The sequence below is a fragment of the Brotonthovivens ammoniilytica genome (assembly GCF_025566885.1).
Classification (GTDB): Bacteria; Bacillota; Clostridia; order Lachnospirales; family Lachnospiraceae; genus Brotonthovivens; species Brotonthovivens ammoniilytica.
Map to the genome: position 1 here is coordinate 132,288 of NZ_JAOQJQ010000004.1, position 16,484 is coordinate 148,771.

General features: G+C 43.9%; 15 protein-coding genes. 1 reads left to right on the forward strand and 14 read right to left on the reverse strand.

Features of this window, described 5'->3' with window-relative positions; translation table 11 throughout:
- Positions 1 to 13: 13 nt before the first annotated feature.
- The 8 genes from OCV88_RS10535 to OCV88_RS10570 are packed head-to-tail and all read right to left on the reverse strand — an operon-like array spanning position 14 to position 7,945.
- Positions 14 to 1,405, reverse strand: a complete 1,392-nt coding sequence (locus tag OCV88_RS10535) for a V-type ATP synthase subunit B (protein ID WP_158425470.1) — start codon at positions 1,403 to 1,405, stop codon at positions 14 to 16.
- A gap of 1 nt (position 1,406) precedes the next feature.
- Positions 1,407 to 3,173, reverse strand: a complete 1,767-nt coding sequence (locus OCV88_RS10540; RefSeq protein WP_158425471.1) for a V-type ATP synthase subunit A — start codon at positions 3,171 to 3,173, stop codon at positions 1,407 to 1,409.
- Positions 3,174 to 3,189: 16 nt separating this feature from the next.
- On the reverse strand, positions 3,190 to 3,510 hold the full coding sequence (locus OCV88_RS10545; protein WP_158425472.1) for a V-type ATP synthase subunit F: 321 nt from the start codon (positions 3,508 to 3,510) through the stop codon (positions 3,190 to 3,192).
- On the reverse strand, positions 3,503 to 4,471 hold the full coding sequence (locus OCV88_RS10550; protein WP_158425473.1) for a V0D/AC39 family V-type ATPase subunit: 969 nt from the start codon (positions 4,469 to 4,471) through the stop codon (positions 3,503 to 3,505). The genes OCV88_RS10545 and OCV88_RS10550 overlap by 8 nt, the downstream gene beginning before the upstream one ends.
- Before the next feature lie 12 nt (positions 4,472 to 4,483).
- Positions 4,484 to 5,077 (reverse strand): V-type ATP synthase subunit E, encoded by a 594-nt coding sequence (locus OCV88_RS10555; RefSeq protein ID WP_158425474.1) that lies wholly within the window; start codon positions 5,075 to 5,077, stop codon positions 4,484 to 4,486.
- Positions 5,078 to 5,107: 30 nt separating this feature from the next.
- The gene (locus tag OCV88_RS10560; RefSeq protein WP_158425475.1) at positions 5,108 to 5,581 is read right to left on the reverse strand and encodes a V-type ATP synthase subunit K; all 474 of its coding nucleotides are present in this window, start codon (positions 5,579 to 5,581) and stop codon (positions 5,108 to 5,110) included.
- A 1-nt stretch (position 5,582) separates the two neighbouring features.
- Complete coding sequence (locus tag OCV88_RS10565; protein WP_158425476.1) at positions 5,583 to 7,601, reverse strand: V-type ATP synthase subunit I; 2,019 nt, start codon at positions 7,599 to 7,601, stop codon at positions 5,583 to 5,585.
- Positions 7,602 to 7,636: 35 nt separating this feature from the next.
- The gene (locus OCV88_RS10570) at positions 7,637 to 7,945 is read right to left on the reverse strand and encodes a hypothetical protein (RefSeq protein ID WP_158425477.1); all 309 of its coding nucleotides are present in this window, start codon (positions 7,943 to 7,945) and stop codon (positions 7,637 to 7,639) included.
- A gap of 394 nt (positions 7,946 to 8,339) precedes the next feature.
- On the opposite strand from OCV88_RS10570, the gene OCV88_RS10575 reads away from it, so the two are divergent.
- On the forward strand, positions 8,340 to 9,128 hold the full coding sequence (locus tag OCV88_RS10575; RefSeq protein ID WP_158425478.1) for a DeoR/GlpR family DNA-binding transcription regulator: 789 nt from the start codon (positions 8,340 to 8,342) through the stop codon (positions 9,126 to 9,128).
- A gap of 201 nt (positions 9,129 to 9,329) precedes the next feature.
- Here OCV88_RS10575 and OCV88_RS10580 read toward each other — a convergent pair whose 3' ends face one another.
- The 6 genes from OCV88_RS10580 to OCV88_RS10605 are packed head-to-tail and all read right to left on the reverse strand — an operon-like array spanning position 9,330 to position 16,389.
- Positions 9,330 to 10,667, reverse strand: a complete 1,338-nt coding sequence (locus tag OCV88_RS10580; RefSeq protein ID WP_158425479.1) for a hypothetical protein — start codon at positions 10,665 to 10,667, stop codon at positions 9,330 to 9,332.
- 11 nt (positions 10,668 to 10,678) lie between these two features.
- On the reverse strand, positions 10,679 to 11,851 hold the full coding sequence (locus OCV88_RS10585) for a Gfo/Idh/MocA family protein (protein ID WP_158425480.1): 1,173 nt from the start codon (positions 11,849 to 11,851) through the stop codon (positions 10,679 to 10,681).
- Positions 11,852 to 11,868: 17 nt separating this feature from the next.
- The gene (locus tag OCV88_RS10590) at positions 11,869 to 12,726 is read right to left on the reverse strand and encodes a sugar phosphate isomerase/epimerase family protein (RefSeq protein ID WP_262591191.1); all 858 of its coding nucleotides are present in this window, start codon (positions 12,724 to 12,726) and stop codon (positions 11,869 to 11,871) included.
- Positions 12,727 to 12,749: 23 nt separating this feature from the next.
- A complete protein-coding gene (locus OCV88_RS10595; protein WP_158425482.1) occupies positions 12,750 to 14,297 on the reverse strand; it encodes a xylulokinase in 1,548 nt (515 codons plus the stop codon).
- A gap of 16 nt (positions 14,298 to 14,313) precedes the next feature.
- Positions 14,314 to 15,354, reverse strand: coding sequence for a zinc-dependent dehydrogenase (locus OCV88_RS10600; protein ID WP_158425483.1), 1,041 nt, complete (start codon positions 15,352 to 15,354; stop codon positions 14,314 to 14,316).
- Positions 15,355 to 15,366: 12 nt separating this feature from the next.
- Positions 15,367 to 16,389, reverse strand: a complete 1,023-nt coding sequence (locus tag OCV88_RS10605; protein WP_158425484.1) for a Gfo/Idh/MocA family oxidoreductase — start codon at positions 16,387 to 16,389, stop codon at positions 15,367 to 15,369.
- Positions 16,390 to 16,484: the final 95 nt, after the last annotated feature.

The window sequence follows — 16,484 nt, forward strand, 5'->3', positions numbered from 1 at the left end:
TATCACCCCTTTCTTATTCGTTCTTGTTCTCCTCGCTGCTCTGATAGTAGATATCAAGGAACTTGTCATCAATACGTTTCAGTTCACTTCTAGGCAGAATAGAAAGCAGTTTCCAGCCGATATCCAGTGTTTCTTCTATATCTCTGTCTGCTGTATACCCCTGAGAAACATATTCCTTCTCAAAAGCATCTGCAAATTTCGCATAAATCAAGTCAATATCAGACAACGCTGCTTCGCCCAGGATTACCATCAGCTCTTTTGCCTCTTTTCCACGGGCATATGCTGCAAACAGCTGATTCATCGTATTGGAATGATCTGCTCTTGTTTTACCTTCACCGATACCCTTATCTTTCAGACGGGAAAGAGAAGGCAGTACATCTACAGGCGGCATCACGCCTTTTCTGTAAAGCTCACGGCTTAAGATAATCTGGCCTTCTGTAATATATCCTGTAAGGTCAGGAATCGGATGTGTCTTATCATCCTCCGGCATTGTAAGGATTGGTATCAATGTAATACTTCCATCCTTGCCTTTCTGTCTTCCTGCACGTTCATATAAAGTTGCAAGGTCCGTATACATATAACCAGGATAGCCACGGCGTCCCGGAACTTCCTTGCGGGCCGCTGAAACTTCACGGAGAGCATCTGCATAGTTTGTGATATCTGTCATAATAACAAGTACATGCATATCTTTCTCAAATGCCAGATATTCTGCAGCTGTCAGCGCCATTCGGGGAGTAGAAATACGCTCTACTGCCGGGTCATTTGCCAGGTTTATAAACAGAACCGTTCTGTCAATTGCTCCTGTCTCTTTAAAACTCTGAATAAAGAAGTTGGACTCCTCAAAGGTGATGCCCATTGCGGCAAATACAACGGCAAACTGTTCATCCTTGCCCCGTACTTTCGCCTGTCTTGCGATCTGAGCCGCAAGATTGGAGTGAGGCAGACCGGAAGCGGAAAAAATCGGAAGCTTCTGTCCACGAACCAGTGTATTCAGACCATCAATGGCAGATACACCTGTCTGGATAAACTCAGAAGGGTAATTTCTGGCCGCCGGATTCATAGGCAGACCGTTGATATCCATACGCATATCCGGTAAAATCTCAGGGCCGTTATCAATAGGATTTCCAAGACCGTCAAATACCCGGCCAAGCATATCAGAAGATACCCCAAGCTGCATACTGTGGCCCAAAAACCGTACCTTACTGCTGTCTAAGTTAATTCCTGTTGAACTTTCAAACAGCTGTACCAGTACATCATTCCCATTTACTTCCAGCACTTTACATCTTCTTGTTTCACCGCTGGATAATTCAATCTCACCCAGTTCATCATAAGTAACGCCGGATACTCCTTTTACAAGCATCAGAGGGCCTGCTACTTCCTGTATAGTTCTATACTCTTTTGGCATTTTATAAGCCCTCCTTTCCTGCAGCTTTTGCAATCTCTTCATCCAGCTGCCCCATAACTGCATCAAATTCGGCATCCAGATTTTCTTCTAATGTATATTTATAACGTCCAATTTTTTCTCTGACAGGCATATTGATCAGCGCCTGCATACCGGCTCCCTCTGTCAGTGCCTGAGAGGACTTCTCATAAAATGCAAGTACCAGTCTCATCATGAGAAGCTGCTTTTTCAGAGAAGTATAGGTATCAACTTCATGGAAGGAGTTCTGATGAAGGAAATCCTCACGAATAGACCGTGCCGCTTCCATTTTCAGACGGTCTGAAGCAGAAAGCGCATCCATACCTACCATTTTTACAATCTCTTCCAGGCTGGCCTCTTCCTGAAGCAGGGTCATCATCTTCTGGCGGTTTACCATCCAGTCTTCTGATACCTCTTTTTCAAACCATGGCCCCATATTATCAAGATACAAAGAATAGCTGTTTAACCAGTTAATAGCCGGGAAGTGGCGTTTATATGCCAGGGCAGAATCCAGTCCCCAGAATACTTTTACAATACGAAGTGTAGCCTGAGAAACCGGTTCTGAAATATCACCGCCAGGAGGTGATACTGCTCCGATAACAGAAAGCGCGCCTTCTCTCTCGTCAGAACCAAGAGAAATCACATGCCCTGCACGCTCGTAAAACTGTGCCAGACGGCTTCCCAGATATGCAGGGTATCCTTCTTCACCGGGCATCTCTTCTAAACGTCCTGACATCTCCCTTAAGGCCTCTGCCCACCGGGAAGTGGAATCTGCCATAAGAGCTACTGAATATCCCATATCACGGAAATACTCTGCAATGGTAATACCGGTATAGATAGATGCCTCACGGGCTGCAACCGGCATATCGGATGTATTGGCAATCAAAACCGTACGCTCCATCAGAGACTGCCCCGTTTTTGGATCCTTCAGCTCAGGAAACTCGTTCAAAACATCTGTCATCTCGTTTCCTCGTTCTCCACATCCAATGTACACAACAATATCTGCTTCCGCCCATTTCGCAAGCTGATGCTGAATTACCGTTTTTCCGCTTCCGAAAGGTCCCGGAACAGCAGCTACACCACCTTTGGCAATAGGGAAAAATGTATCTACAACACGCTGACCGGTTATCAGCGGCATTTCCGGTGTCAATTTTCTCTTATACGGTCTTTCACGTCGTACCGGCCATTTCTGCATCAGCGTCACTTCTCTGTCACCCTGAGGTGTTTCAATGACAGCAATTACTTCTTCAACGGTAAATTCGCCAGCCTTAATCTCTTTTACAGTACCGGAGATACCATAAGGTACCATAATCTTTTGTTCTACCACAATGGTTTCCTGAACAGTACCAAGAATATCCCCTTCTAAAACACTGTCTCCGGCTTTTTTCACCGGCACAAATTCCCATTTAATATCACGTTTCAGAGACGCTACTTCCACGCCTCGCTTTAAGTTATTTCCGGAAATACGCATGATATCATCCAGCGGACGCTGAATTCCATCATAGATACTGCGGATCAATCCGGGTCCCAGCTCTACTGATAATGGCACTTCCATGGATTCTACAGGTTCTCCCGGCCCAAGACCGGAAGTCTCCTCATAAACCTGAATGGAAGCTTCATCGCCATGAATTTCAATAATCTCGCCGATCAGCCGCTGATTACTTACACGAACAACGTCATACATATTTGCATCACGCATACCGGAAGCAATAACCAGCGGTCCTGCTACTTTTTTGATTGTTCCTTTACTCATGTGATTTTACGCCTCTCTATTTTTCTCCAAATATAATATCGGAACCAACTGCCTGCTCTACACACTTCTTTACATTTTCTACCCCTTTTCCTGTATTCTGGGATATTCCCGGAATCAGGATAATCGAGGGAAGCAGCTGGCCTTTGTATTTCTCAATTTCGTCGGCAAACTCCTCTGCCAGACTTTCTGTAATATAAATCACAGCGTAATCGCCTCCGGCAACCTGACGGAATACCTGGGCGCCTGATTTTGCATCCTGGATGGGAAATATGTCAAGACCCAGCGTTGCAAAACCGTAAATACTGTCATATGGTCCAAGCACTGCAATCTTATACATACATTTCACGAATCCTTTCTGTAATAAATGTTTCCGGCAGACTGTTTCGTTTTCCGGAAAGGATAATTCCAACTGTTTTTATTTCATTCTCTCTTGCGATAATATACGCCACTATCGGTCCCGCACTAAAGGACTCAAACTTCTGGGGCTTTAGCATCTCAATGAGATAGTTGTCACACCAGCGCTCAAACGCGGATGGGGATACCTTCAGCGCTTCCGCGGCTTTTCCATAGCCTGAGGACTCCAGATAACTGCAGAGACTTTCAAACCCTGAAAGGGAAGCCTTTGCCAGCGCCTCCGGCTGCATCCCCTGGCAGCTGGTCAATGCACGCATCATAAAGTCAAAGGACTTATTTGTTTTCTGACAACGGACTGCAATTTTAATATTAGCTACTGCAACAGTAATCTGTGCGTATGTCTGTATCACTTCGTCTGCATCTTCAGCCGCCTTCAGAATCGCCTCCAGGCAGGCCCGGTCAATAATAACGTCGCACAACTGGCCGTCACCGGAATGCATAAGCGTCTCATATGCATCTTTTGCTGCCGCCTCCATACTTTTTGGAAGACTGCCGAAGTCTTTATTCTTTACAATTTCCCGCAGCTCATCTCTGGAAGGTACCGTACTGTCAAAAAAGAACTCATCTCTTAATTGCTCACTCACTGCCTCTTTTATGGCAGTTTTCAGATTATGGAAGGCATTTGGAAACGAAAGAACTTCAAAGGTATCCATAGGAACTCCAAGCTCCTCTACCGTCTCCCAGATCTTTGCCCGCTCGTAAGAGAGCATCTGATCTGCCTCCTGTTTCCCATCGCCATTTCCCCAGCCTTTGTCTTCCAGAAAGCGCATGCTTTCATCGTAAGACCGGCAGGCCATCAGCTGATCTATCACTGATTTATTAAACAGCGAAACCTCCATGGCGCGGATACGAGCTACCGCAAAGGTATAGTTATTATTTGCCATATCAAGCCCTCCTTACCTATATAATAATTTGTGGACTTGATCGGTCAGTTCATCTTTTTTCGCATCAAAAACGGCCTTTAATGTACAGTTTTCCTCAATGCCTCCATAAGAAAGAACAAATCCGTTTTCAATTTCAATACTTTCTTCTGAAAGCTTCAGGCTTCCGCCCGCTGCTTTTGCGGCTGCTTCAATCTTAGAAGAAAAATCCGCTGGCATTCTTTTCAGGTCCTTTTCGGAAAAGAAAATTTTTCCTGCTGAGGGCTGTGCATATGCCGCAAGCATTTTCTCAATTCGTTGGAAATATGCCGGCGCTTCCTCACTGCAGACTGCTTCATATGCCTTTTCCAGCATATGAGAAATCATTTCCTGTTTTGCCGTTAAAACAGCGGTCCGTCTTTTCAGGTCCATAGATGACTGTGCTCGTTTTCTATAATTTATTATATCTTTTTCAGATTTCCGCAAAATATCGGCGCTAAGCTGCTCTGCCTCCTTTTCAGCCTGAGAAAGAATCGCATCCGCTTTTTCTTTTGCCTCAGCCAGAACCGCATCCGCTTCCTGCTTTGCTTCTTCCTGAATCTGATTTACGATTTTTTCTAATCCAGTCATTCTTATCTCCTCACTGCTTTTGCTTAATAATTAAAAATTAATTGCGTTTACTGCAAGAATGGAGATCAGCAATGCCAGAATCGCATATGTTTCAACCATAGCCGGGAACAGCATCGCTTTACCAAACTGCTCTGGTTTTTTTGCAATAATGCCGATAGCTGCCGCAGATGTTTTTCCCTGATGGATACCGGAAATAAGACCTACAATACCAATTGGAAGGCAGGCAGCCAGAACCATCAATCCGCCGGCAGTTGTCATTTCTACCGGATTTCCGTTTAACAGACCAACTTTAGAAAGCGTAATAAATCCAACCAGCAGTCCGTAAATACCCTGTGTACCCGGAAGCAGCTGCATAATCAATACCTTTGCAAATTTACTAGGATCCTGTGAAACTACTCCGGATGCTGCCTGACCTGCGGTTCCAACACCGATTGAAGAACCTGCTCCTGCAAAAAGAACTGCTACTGCAGCACCCACTAATGCAAATACCATACCCATACTCATGTTATTTTTCCTCCTGAATGTCTACATATTTTGTTTTTGCCATAAATGGCTCAAAAGGTTTTCCGCCGCCCTCATAGAATTTTCCGAAGAACTCTACAAACTGAAGACGGTTGGTGTGCACATAGGCACCTAATACGTTAATTGCCATATTAAATATATGGCCGATAATAAATACAACGATAAAGAAAATGACTCCGATTACGCTGTTTCCAAGCATGCTTCCCATCTGGTTAATTACCTGGGCGATAACTCCGGTAGCCAGCCCCAGGGCCAGCAGTCTGGAATAAGAAAGCACATCCGACAGCCATCCGGTTATGTTATACAGATCATAAACACCAAGGGCAAGTCTGATACCGATTTTCTTTTTCTTTCTTCTGCCCGACATAACCAGAATAATCAGTGCTCCTGCCACAGCCATAACCTTCGCCGCCATGGATAATCCTGGTCCAAAGTTAAATTCAATCTGAGATATAGAATAAAAGATCTCTGTTGGAAGAAGCATCAGGATAAGGCCTATCAGGAATAAAAACCATGATACAACATCACTGAAAAATCCAACTACATCTTTATCCTTCAGCATCATATATCCCTTTAATGCCAGTCCGGTAAACAGATGTATCACACCAAACAGCAGCGAATATACAAGCATTCTCATCGGGTCATCCAGCGGAACAAACCACACCGCATCAATAAGTATCTCTTTTCCAAAGAATGTCCGGGCAATTACCGTAATGGCATCTCCAAAATATCCCCCGAACATAATTCCCCAGAACAAAGTAGAAATGCCGCACCAGAAAAACATCTTAATAGATTTTCTAAGACTAGCTTCCATTCTCGGGAATTTTAAAAGTACGATTCCGCATCCCACAGAAATAATCGCACCATATGCTGCATCGGACAGCATCAGTCCAAACAGAAATACATAAAAGATTGACATGATTACCGTTGGATCAAATTCTCCCTTCTTGGGAAGACCAAAGGATTCCAGCACGCCCTCCACCGAATTGGAAAATGTATTGTTCTTTAACAATACCGGGGGATTCTCTTTTGCCCCTATTTCTTCCAGCTCCACATCAACCGCATATTTTTCTGTTAATTCCTTCTGAATATCCGCCGCATATCTTTCCGGCACATATCCGCTTAAGGCAAACGTTTTTTGTGTCTGCGGCAGCTTTCCTAAAACAGAATAGCGCTCTGCTCTGATCCGGTAGTAATCGGATAAAAGTCTTATCTCCTCCCGAATCGCCGCCATATCACAGATTTGTTTTTCTTTTACGCCAATCTCTTCTTCACAGCGTTCAATCTCTTTTTGAAGACGAATCTCTTCCTCCCGGGGCGCCAGCTGTGGAATAGAAGATGGTTTTGCAAAGCCGCCGGCTCTCAGGGCGTCTTCTGCCTCCGGGGCATCCTTTTTCAGGCACACAACCCCAAGATATACAAAATCCTTTTCCTCACAGATAATCTCAATATCCGCTGCCTCAATGGGCGGTGTATGTGTTTTTAGCAGCGTCAGAACCGATTCTAAAGATGCCGGAGCCGCAACGGTTCCCAGCAGCAGCTCTGTTTTTTTTGTTCCTTTTAATCCCATAGGAACGTCTAAATTCATCCATGGCTGCAGGGCTTCTATCTGATTCTGAAGCCTTGCAATTTCAGATTTATCTTCTGCAATGGCTTTTTCCAGATCGATCAGTTCACTAATTGCTGTTACATATACATCCCGGCGGCTGGCGATATCTTCCATCTTTGTCTTTTCAACTAACGGTTTGCCCGCCAGTGAATCAAGCAGCGACGTCTTCTCCTGAACATATCTGTTCAGAATCTCAAGGGCCTGATCCGCTCTGGCCGCCTGCTTTTCAAAGTCAGCCTTTTCTTCTGATGTGTTTTGTATTTTAAGTCCCTTAAGGTCTTTCTTACGGAAATTAATTTCCACGACACCAAGTTCCTGCAGACGAACCAGAATTGCCTTACGGTCCTTATTTAACCCGCACAGGCTGATTCTCTGCATTTTTACAACTGCCATGAAGCCTCCCTCCTTTTCTTTTTATTTTCCGGCTGCTAGATCAGAGCCGAAATAATTGAAGAAATGACTTCATTTTCTTTTTGCATTGCTTTCTCTTTTTGGACTTTCATATCCTGCTTTAAAGCTGACGCAAATTCCTCTGACTTCGCTTCTTCTTCACGGACTGCCTGCTCCTTCGCCTGACTGGCTTTCTGAACAGCGGCATCCTTCGCCTGCTGCTTGATCTCTTCTGCCTGGCGGTTCGCATTTTCCACAATCTGTGCAGCCTGCTTTCTGGCCTCTTCATTTTTCTGCTGTGCGGCATGCTCTGCCTGCTGCACAGTTTCTATTACTTTCTGCAGCACGAAATTTCCTCCCCTTTCTTTTATTACAAAATTGTATCCCAAAAAATACAATTTTGATTATATCAGATAACTGTCCATAGTTCAAACAACTTTTTTATCAAATTTATCCCAATTTATCTCTATTTTTTAACAATGTTTCATTCGAACACAAATTGGAGTTTTTTTTGTCTGTTTTAACATTTTTTATTTAACTTTGTAATTTTTTCATTAACTTGAATTGCTTTTTTTCTGATAACGATATAAAATATATATTTTATTATCATTTATTGACATTTCTTTTTTATAATTATACTATTAATTTAAGTACAATTTTCTGTTATCAGCATTGCCGCATTTTTACAATATATACCCGGCAGCTACCCTATCAATAAATAACCTCACAGGAGAAAACAAAATGTCCAATGACAATATATTTGCCGAAGAGCGCAAATCCGGTATCGTTGAATATGTAAACAAATACTCAAAAGCAACCGTTATGGAACTATGTGACTATTTTAATGTATCACCTGCCACCATTAGAAATGACCTGAAAGATCTTTCAGCGGCAGGCCTGCTTTCAAGAGTACACGGCGGAGCTATTGCCAACATAAGCGTAAATTTTGAGCCTAAAGTTACAGAAAAACAAATCCAGCAGATGAATGAGAAAAAAAGTATTGCCAGCGCTGCTCTGAATTATATCCACGAAGGCGACTCTATTGCTCTGGATGCCGGTTCTACCACCTTTGAGCTGGCCACAAAGCTTGGCGTTTTCAAAACTCTTACTGTTGTCACCTTTGATCTGAATATTGCCACCTGGCTTGACCAGAATACCAATGTAACGATTATTCTTGCAGGCGGTCCGGTGCGGAAGGGCTTTCACTATATTACAGGAAACCTTGCCATTAATACCATAAAAGACCTTCATGTTGATACTGCTTTTATGGCGGCAAACGGCATCAGCACGGATAAGGGACTTACAACCCCCAAAATAGATACTGCCAACATTAAAAAGGTTATCATTGAAAATGCCCGCAAGGTTGTACTGCTTTCTGACAGCCGCAAGCTGGGAGCTGTATCATTCGTAAAATTTGCCGATATCTCAGACATAGACTACTTCATCACGGATTTCAACGCCCGCCAGGAAGATATTCAGAAGTTTGAACAGGCAGATGTAAAAGTTGAACTGGTTTCTGCTGAAAACTAACTTTTTTATAAAGCAATAACCGACAAAAAGCCTTATCAGCCATATAACCATTTTTGTTCCACTGTTTTTTATCTGCCGCATCAGGGTATCCATATAGATAAGAAAAGACACCATCAGAAATAATTGGTTCTGCAATGATGTCTTTTCTTATTTTTCGTTTAAATCCACTTACATCGTTTCTTTTTAATCATCCGGCTGTGCCTACATTTCAATGGTTTCCCAGCCAAATACTTTTGCAAGCTGCTGCATCTTTACTTTCTGATTTCCCACCAGTATTAAAGAGTGATGAGAACAGAGATTTTCCATTACTTTCTCTCCGTTTCCGTTTTTATACCGGATCAGTGCTCCATTGAGACAGTCTGAACCGGGATATCCCACATAATCCTCAATTTCAGCTTCAATAATGCTCAGCCGCTTAAAATCTGGATAAATCTTTGCCAGCGTCACATCACCTTTTGGAAACTCTGCATCAATTACAATGGCATTCTCATCCACAATCTCCAGCACCTTGGGCCGCATGGTCCATTTGGAACAGAACTGCCGGGGAGCAAATCCAAAATAGCCGCAGTGTACGCCCAGGCAGTGGTTATCAGGATCATCTATATCCGGAAACTTGTCAATTTTCTCATGAGCCAGCGCTGCCATTCCCACCAGAAAGGGATACAGGTTGGTCATCATAACAGGAGCTTTCAGGGAACGGTAAAGGATAAATGTACTCAGAAGGGTCAGAGTATCTCCCTCACATGCCCAGATAATATCATCCTTTTCAAAGATCATATTCCATGCCAGGCACGGTGTGGAATCACAGTACATGGACTCATTCAGACAGTTGCAGCCCACACCTTTTACATCTCCAATCTCGTCTATCACTGCCTTTACAGCAAGATACAGCTTTGCTGCTGAAAGGTATGATTTTTCACAGACTCCTTCCTGACATACATCCCAGCTGTCATAAACAGCTCTGGCATCCTCATCCGGTATTTCCTTTGCCGCAGCCGCAACCTCGCTCCAGCTTCTGTAAATAAGCTGAATTCCAAAGGTATCTGCCATCCGCTTTGTACATTCATTTTCATACCAGTAGAATCGTTTAAAAATATATGCCTGCTTTCCTTCACCGGGAGAATCCTGAAACATCAGAAATTTTGCACCTTTTGCCAGTACGGATTTCACAGACAGAGCACGGATTACCACCCTGGCAAGTTCTGTATTGTAAGGTGAAAACACATTCATTCCCTTTTCCCGCAGATAAGTAACAATTTCCCAGTCCCACATTTCCACGGTTCCAAACCGGGAGGTAAGTACAATCATGGGCATTTGATATTCTGCCAGCTGCTTGGCAACCCGAAAGGCTTCAAAAATCATCTGTGGAAATACAATGGCATCCGCGTTGTCAGGGAGCGCCTCTCCCACAGCCACGGGTTCTGAAAATTCCGCTACATCCCCGTACATTTCCTTTAAATTATCAAGCTGCTGACGAAATTCATCCTGCTCTCTTTCATTTATCGCCCGAAAATAGACAGGCGCCAATACTGCTTTCATACGGATCCCCCTTATTTCATGTCCGCAAGCTGCACTTTTCGACCTTCTTTGCTGGAAATCTGAGCAGCCTGTAAAATTTTAATAATCTTTTCTCCGTCTTCAAAATTCGGTATCATTTCAGTATTCTTCGAAATTGCATCCGTAAAATCCTTAAATGCGTGAACAAAGGTATGCTCATATCCGATAATATGTCCCTGAGGCCACCATGCTCCCACATACGGATGAGTCCCTTCTGTCACCATAATTGTCCGATAACCCTGATGATCTGCATCCACTGTGGCATCATAATACTGCAGTTCATTCATTCTCTCCAGATCAAAACAAAGAGCCCCTTTACTTCCGTAGATTTCAAAGCAGTTATAATTCTTTCTTCCTGCAGCAAATCTTGAAGAATCAATATTTCCAATGGCTCCATTTTCAAATTCCAGAATCATAAACGCAGCATCATCTACTGTAACCGGAAGCTTTTTCGTAGAAGAAGAGGTATCTCCTGCAGAAAAAACAGCGGAATTCTCACCCGGCTCCGGGCGCTCTTTTACAATTGTTTTCAGCACTGCGCTGACAGATACCGGTTCTCCTACTAAATATCTTGCCAGATCTGCATTATGAGAAGTCAGATCGTACAGAGGACCTCCGCCTGCCGTTTCTTTCTTCAGCTGCCAGGTAACCGGAAATTCTTCATCCATAATCCACTCCTGCAGATAAGTTCCCCTGTAATGATAAATGGTTCCCAGTTTTCCTTCTTCAATCATCTGTTTTGCCAGCATAACGGCAGGAACTCTGCGGTAATTGTGATTCAGATAAGTCACAACTCCCATCTCCTTTGCCATCTGCGCCATTTCCCGGCAGTCCTGCCAGGTCAGTGCACATGGTTTCTCACAAATCACATGCTTACCTGCCTTCATAGCCGCCAAAGCCATCTCCTTATGCAGATAAGTAGGCGTCAGAATATCAATGACATCAATATCATCCCTGTCAATGAGTGTCCTCCAGTCTGTAGTATATTCTTCATATCCCCATTTCTCTGCAAAAGCCTTCAGCCGGGTTTCACTGTTTCCTGCCACTGCTTTCAGGCAGATATTAAAATCTGTGTCAAAAAATTTATTCAGCTGGCTCCAGCCATTGCTGTGAGCCCTTCCCATAAATCCCATGCCGATAATAGCAATATTCAATGTTTTTTTCAAAGCAATCCCTCCGACTGTTAAAATGCACTGCCTATTTTCTTCAGATTGTGGACGCTGACTGCAATGGCCTCATCTTCCATATTCAGCCACTGCGGAGCAGGCGCATCAATTTCTACTGCAAGAAATCCCTGATAATTATGTTTACTTAAGATTTCTGCCAGCTTCATATTATCTACCATGCCCATACCAACAGGTACTCCGCAGAAGAAATACCAGTCGTCCGGTCTTGCTGTTGGATGTAAGACAAGATCTTTAATGTGGGTAGAAAATACATACGGCGCCAGTTTTTCCATAGCTTTAATAGGATCATCTAAAAGCCGCAGGAAATTTCCTGTATCAAAGTTAACACCAAAATTCGGGGAATCCACCGCCTGAACCATTTCCAGAATTTCATCAGATGTATAATCTATATGGTTCTCAACCGCAATTTTTACACCGCAGTCCTCAGCGATTTTCACTGCCTCTTTATACATCGGCACAAGTCTTTGAATATGATCCCGGTGATTTTCATGACGCCAGTCAAAAGCAGAGCCTGTGATACGCATAACATCTGTCCCGATTAACTTTGTTTTCGGAATGAGCTGCTTCATCTCTTCAAAAGCATCCGGATTCAGTCCGCGCTCCAGACCATTTGGATGTCCCCATGCAAAAACAGTATCAAATCCATAGTCTTTTAACTTTGCACCGAGATCCTTTAAATAATCGTCCTCCAGACTTGGAAGAAAGCATGTTTCCAGCGAAACGCCGTCAACATCAAGCCTTTTTGCCAGATCCAAAAACTCATCTACCGTTTTTAAACGCTCCGGCTTTTCCTGCATGTCATAAACTTCTCCAAATAATCTGTGATAACAATAACTGTCAATACCAATTTTCATTATATGTTCCTCCTTATTTATGCTTATTTGCAACGGGACCATTCCCGCATATTACTCCTTAAGCGCGGTACACAGAACTTATGCATCTGCGCCGCATATTCTTTATATATCTGCTTTCTTTTTTGATATATCTCTCTGTGTTCAGGATCCGGACTCACAACTTCCCTTACAGACACATGCTCCCGGGCTGTTTTTTTCATATCAGGAAATACCCCAACGGCGTTTCCTGCCAGAATCACTGCCCCCCACAGCGCCGCATCCTCTCTGTCCAGCCGCTGAAATGTCCTTTCCGTTACATCCGCAAGAATTCTAAGCCACGTTTTAGAGCCTGCTCCTCCGCCAATCACTTTAATAACAGGATTTGAATACTCCGGATACATCTGACTGATACTGTCCGTTGTTAATGCAAGGTCAAAAGCAAAGCTTTCTAAAAGCGCCCGGTAAAAATGCTCTTTTTTATGATTCCAGGTATGACCCAGCCACATCCCCCGTATCTCTCCGTCAAAAGGCATGGCATTTCCTCCCAGAAGTCCGATGGCCATGAGACCGTCACATCCGGGACTTACAGAAGCTGTCTTTTGCTCCATTTCTTCAAATGCCAGCTTTTTATCTTTCCCGTCCATAAAGGTATCCATAAACCAGTCCAGAGTGATTCCGGAACCCGGAATATATTTGTGTGCATAATACCCCTGGATGGCAGCCGGAATGGCGTCATAGTAATTTGCTTCATAATTTGGCCGGTAATCATCTACCATACAGCTGACTGCTCCGTAAGATGCCGCCTCAAATATCGTGTCTCCCGGGGAGAGCACCCCTGCTCCCACACATCCGGCCACCTTATCTCCGGCTCCCGACACCAGCGGAATTCCGCTCTTTAATCCGATTTCTTTTGCCATTCCCTCAGACAGACGGCCGCATATCTCATTGGACGCTGTGATTCTAGGCAGATGTTTTCTGTCTGTCCCCGCTATTTCACATAGTTCCTCTGACCAGGTCTGGGATGCAATATCTCCAAGGCCGGTCCAGGACAAAAAGGAATGATCCATAACCGCATCTTCAACAGACATATCGGAAAGCTTTCCAATTATATAGCCGCTGATCATCAGATATTTTTCTATTCTTTTGCTTTCCTCAGGAAACTCAGCAGAAAACCACTCTATTTTAGGCGCCATCAACGGTGAATTCGTTCCGGAAATTTCAAGAAATTTCCGGCCGTACTGCTGCATCTGCCGGTTTGCATACGGCACAAATCTTCCGTCTATAAAGCAGGACCATGTAGTTACATCGTTCCATTCCCGATCCACCCCCATAAACCCGGCCATCTGACCGGTAAAAGAAACCGCCTCAATGCAGTCTGCCGCTTTTCCTGCCGCTTCTGTTGTCCGCTTCATACATTTAACTACAGAAGCAAATAACTTCTCACCTTTTTGAATTACAACACCGGGCTTTGGCCTCTCATCCTCCACCTTTTCCCTGGCGGAAGCCAGACAATTTCCTTTTGTATCGTATACCCCGGCTTTTATAAAACTTGTTCCCAGATCTACCGCCATAAATGTTACTTTGTCATTCATGAAATCCCCCGTATTCTTATTCCATGTCGATAATATTTTTCAGCCCCTCTGCTGCCTGAGCATATTCAAAGCCTTGTTGTATATCATCAAGCTTAAATCTTCTGGTGATAAGCTTTTTAACATCCAGAATTCCGGAGGTCACAAAACCAAGGGAATCCTGAAACTGCTTTAAGCTGGCCCGGGTGCTTCCGGTTACCATCAGCTGTTTATAGTGAATCAGATTTGAATTTAAAGGTACTTCCTGCCGGTCTGCCGGAAGACCTCCAAAAAAGCAGATTCTTCCATAATTGGCAGCCATCTTAAGGGCATTCTGCTGTGCTGCCGGAACCGGACACGCTGTAATAACTACATCTGCCCCATGCCCGTTAGTCTGCTTCATAACTTCCTGTACTACATCTTTTTCAACAGGAATAAAAGATGAATCTATTTCCACGCAGGTCTTAAGACGGTTTTTAGCAATATCATTTACAAATACTTTGGCCGCTCCGGACATTTTAGCCATCATAGCATGCATAATGCCAATGGGGCCGGCTCCAATTACCACCGCATATTCACCCGGTTTTATATGACACTGGCTGATTCCGTTATAAACACAGGACAAGGCTTCTGTAATAGCCGCTTCGGCAAAGGATACATGCTCCTCTAGAGGAATCATATTTCCTGCTCTTACCGCTTTTGCAGGAATCTTAACAAATTCTGCAAAGCCTCCGTCCAGATTAATTCCAAGAGCCTGATAATCTCTGCACATGTGCCCGTTTCCGCTGATGCAGTCCGGGCAGATTCCGCATCCCATATTAGGCGCCACCGCTACACGCATTCCCTTTTGATATGCCGTTACTTCTTTTCCAACCTCTTCAATGACACCGGCCATTTCATGGCCAATGATCAGAGGATGATTCTCGTCGATTCCAGCCGCCCCGTTTTTTAACATTCTGACATCGGTTCCGCAGATGGCAGCGCTTTTTAATTTTACAAGCACTTCATCCGGCCCGATCTCAGGTACTGGCACTTCTTCCAGCCGAAGATCCATTTTCCCATATAACCTTGCACACTTCATAGCTTCCTTCTCCTATAATTCTACAATACGTTTCTCCATAATAGAGATGTTTCCTGCATTTACCACTTTTACAGCCATTTTCCCATCCAGACCGGTTACCTTAGGCTCTGTGTCATTAAGAATGCACTCTATAAACGCCTGATCCTCTCTGCGGTAAGCATCTTTAAATAACCCTCTCCAGCTTTCCACCAGTGGATAAGTGCCCGTTCTTGTATCGGAATGACAGATCAGCGTATTATCGCCTTTTAAATTTCCAAGATAAATGCATCCCTTTGTTCCCAGAATTTCTACTTTGGCATCATAAGCGTACCCCACGCCCTGAGCCCCGTCCAGCATTCCCTGAGCCCCGCTTTCAAAGGATGCTGTCATGACTACATTGTCGTAAAAATCCGGAAATTCCGCTTTTGCATCCGGACATCTGTAATTGCCCCCGATAGCATACAGCGATTTGAATTCACTTCCTGTAAACCAGCGCATTGTGTCAATATCATGACTGTTTACTTCTGCCAGGGGACCATTACTTTTTTTAATATCGTACATCCACGGTCTTGGAATACTTGGACCTCTTGTATTTGACCGGACCATAACCACATCTCCGATTTCACCAGCTTCAATTACAGATTTCGCATGGCAGAAGCTTTCATCAAAACGTCTCATAAAACCAATCTGAAGTTTAATATGATTCTCTTCGGCCGCCTGAATCATCTCTTCACATTCATCCACATTCATAGCCATTGGTTTCTCGCAGAGAATATGTTTCTTCTCCGCCGCAATTTCTTTTACAATATCCACATGAAACTTCGTAGGAGAGACAACTACATAAGCATCAATATCCGAATTCTCAAGAGCCTGCTTATGGGACAGATAATAAGTTTCAATTCCAAGCTCCCTGGCAGATGCTCTGGCCGTCTCTTCCACCGGATCTGCAACCGCCGCAAGAGCTGCCCCCGGAACATTTTTCAGAAAATTCACTGCATGGATCATACCGGCCCGTCCGGCTCCAACTACGCATACACCAATTTTTCCGTCAATCATAAAATACCTCCTTTTTTATTCCATAGTTTATTTTCAGCAGCAGAAAACGGTCCTTCCGTTATCCTTTTGCAGATTTCTCTTCTTTAATGTGCAGA

Excerpts from the sequence above, each read along its gene's own strand:
- OCV88_RS10535 (WP_158425470.1), bottom strand. The coding sequence starts at position 1,405 with ATGCCAAAAGAGTATAGAACTATACAGGAAGTAGCAGGCCCTCTGATG.
- OCV88_RS10540 (WP_158425471.1), bottom strand. The coding sequence starts at position 3,173 with ATGAGTAAAGGAACAATCAAAAAAGTAGCAGGACCGCTGGTTATTGCT.
- OCV88_RS10545 (WP_158425472.1), bottom strand. The coding sequence starts at position 3,510 with ATGTATAAGATTGCAGTGCTTGGACCATATGACAGTATTTACGGTTTT.
- OCV88_RS10550 (WP_158425473.1), bottom strand. The coding sequence starts at position 4,471 with ATGGCAAATAATAACTATACCTTTGCGGTAGCTCGTATCCGCGCCATG.
- OCV88_RS10555 (WP_158425474.1), bottom strand. The coding sequence starts at position 5,077 with ATGACTGGATTAGAAAAAATCGTAAATCAGATTCAGGAAGAAGCAAAG.
- OCV88_RS10560 (WP_158425475.1), bottom strand. The coding sequence starts at position 5,581 with ATGAGTATGGGTATGGTATTTGCATTAGTGGGTGCTGCAGTAGCAGTT.
- OCV88_RS10565 (WP_158425476.1), bottom strand. The coding sequence starts at position 7,601 with ATGGCAGTTGTAAAAATGCAGAGAATCAGCCTGTGCGGGTTAAATAAG.
- OCV88_RS10575 (WP_158425478.1), top strand. The coding sequence starts at position 8,340 with ATGTCCAATGACAATATATTTGCCGAAGAGCGCAAATCCGGTATCGTT.
- OCV88_RS10580 (WP_158425479.1), bottom strand. The coding sequence starts at position 10,667 with ATGAAAGCAGTATTGGCGCCTGTCTATTTTCGGGCGATAAATGAAAGA.
- OCV88_RS10590 (WP_262591191.1), bottom strand. The coding sequence starts at position 12,726 with ATGAAAATTGGTATTGACAGTTATTGTTATCACAGATTATTTGGAGAA.
- OCV88_RS10595 (WP_158425482.1), bottom strand. The coding sequence starts at position 14,297 with ATGAATGACAAAGTAACATTTATGGCGGTAGATCTGGGAACAAGTTTT.
- OCV88_RS10600 (WP_158425483.1), bottom strand. The coding sequence starts at position 15,354 with ATGAAGTGTGCAAGGTTATATGGGAAAATGGATCTTCGGCTGGAAGAA.
- OCV88_RS10605 (WP_158425484.1), bottom strand. The coding sequence starts at position 16,389 with ATGATTGACGGAAAAATTGGTGTATGCGTAGTTGGAGCCGGACGGGCC.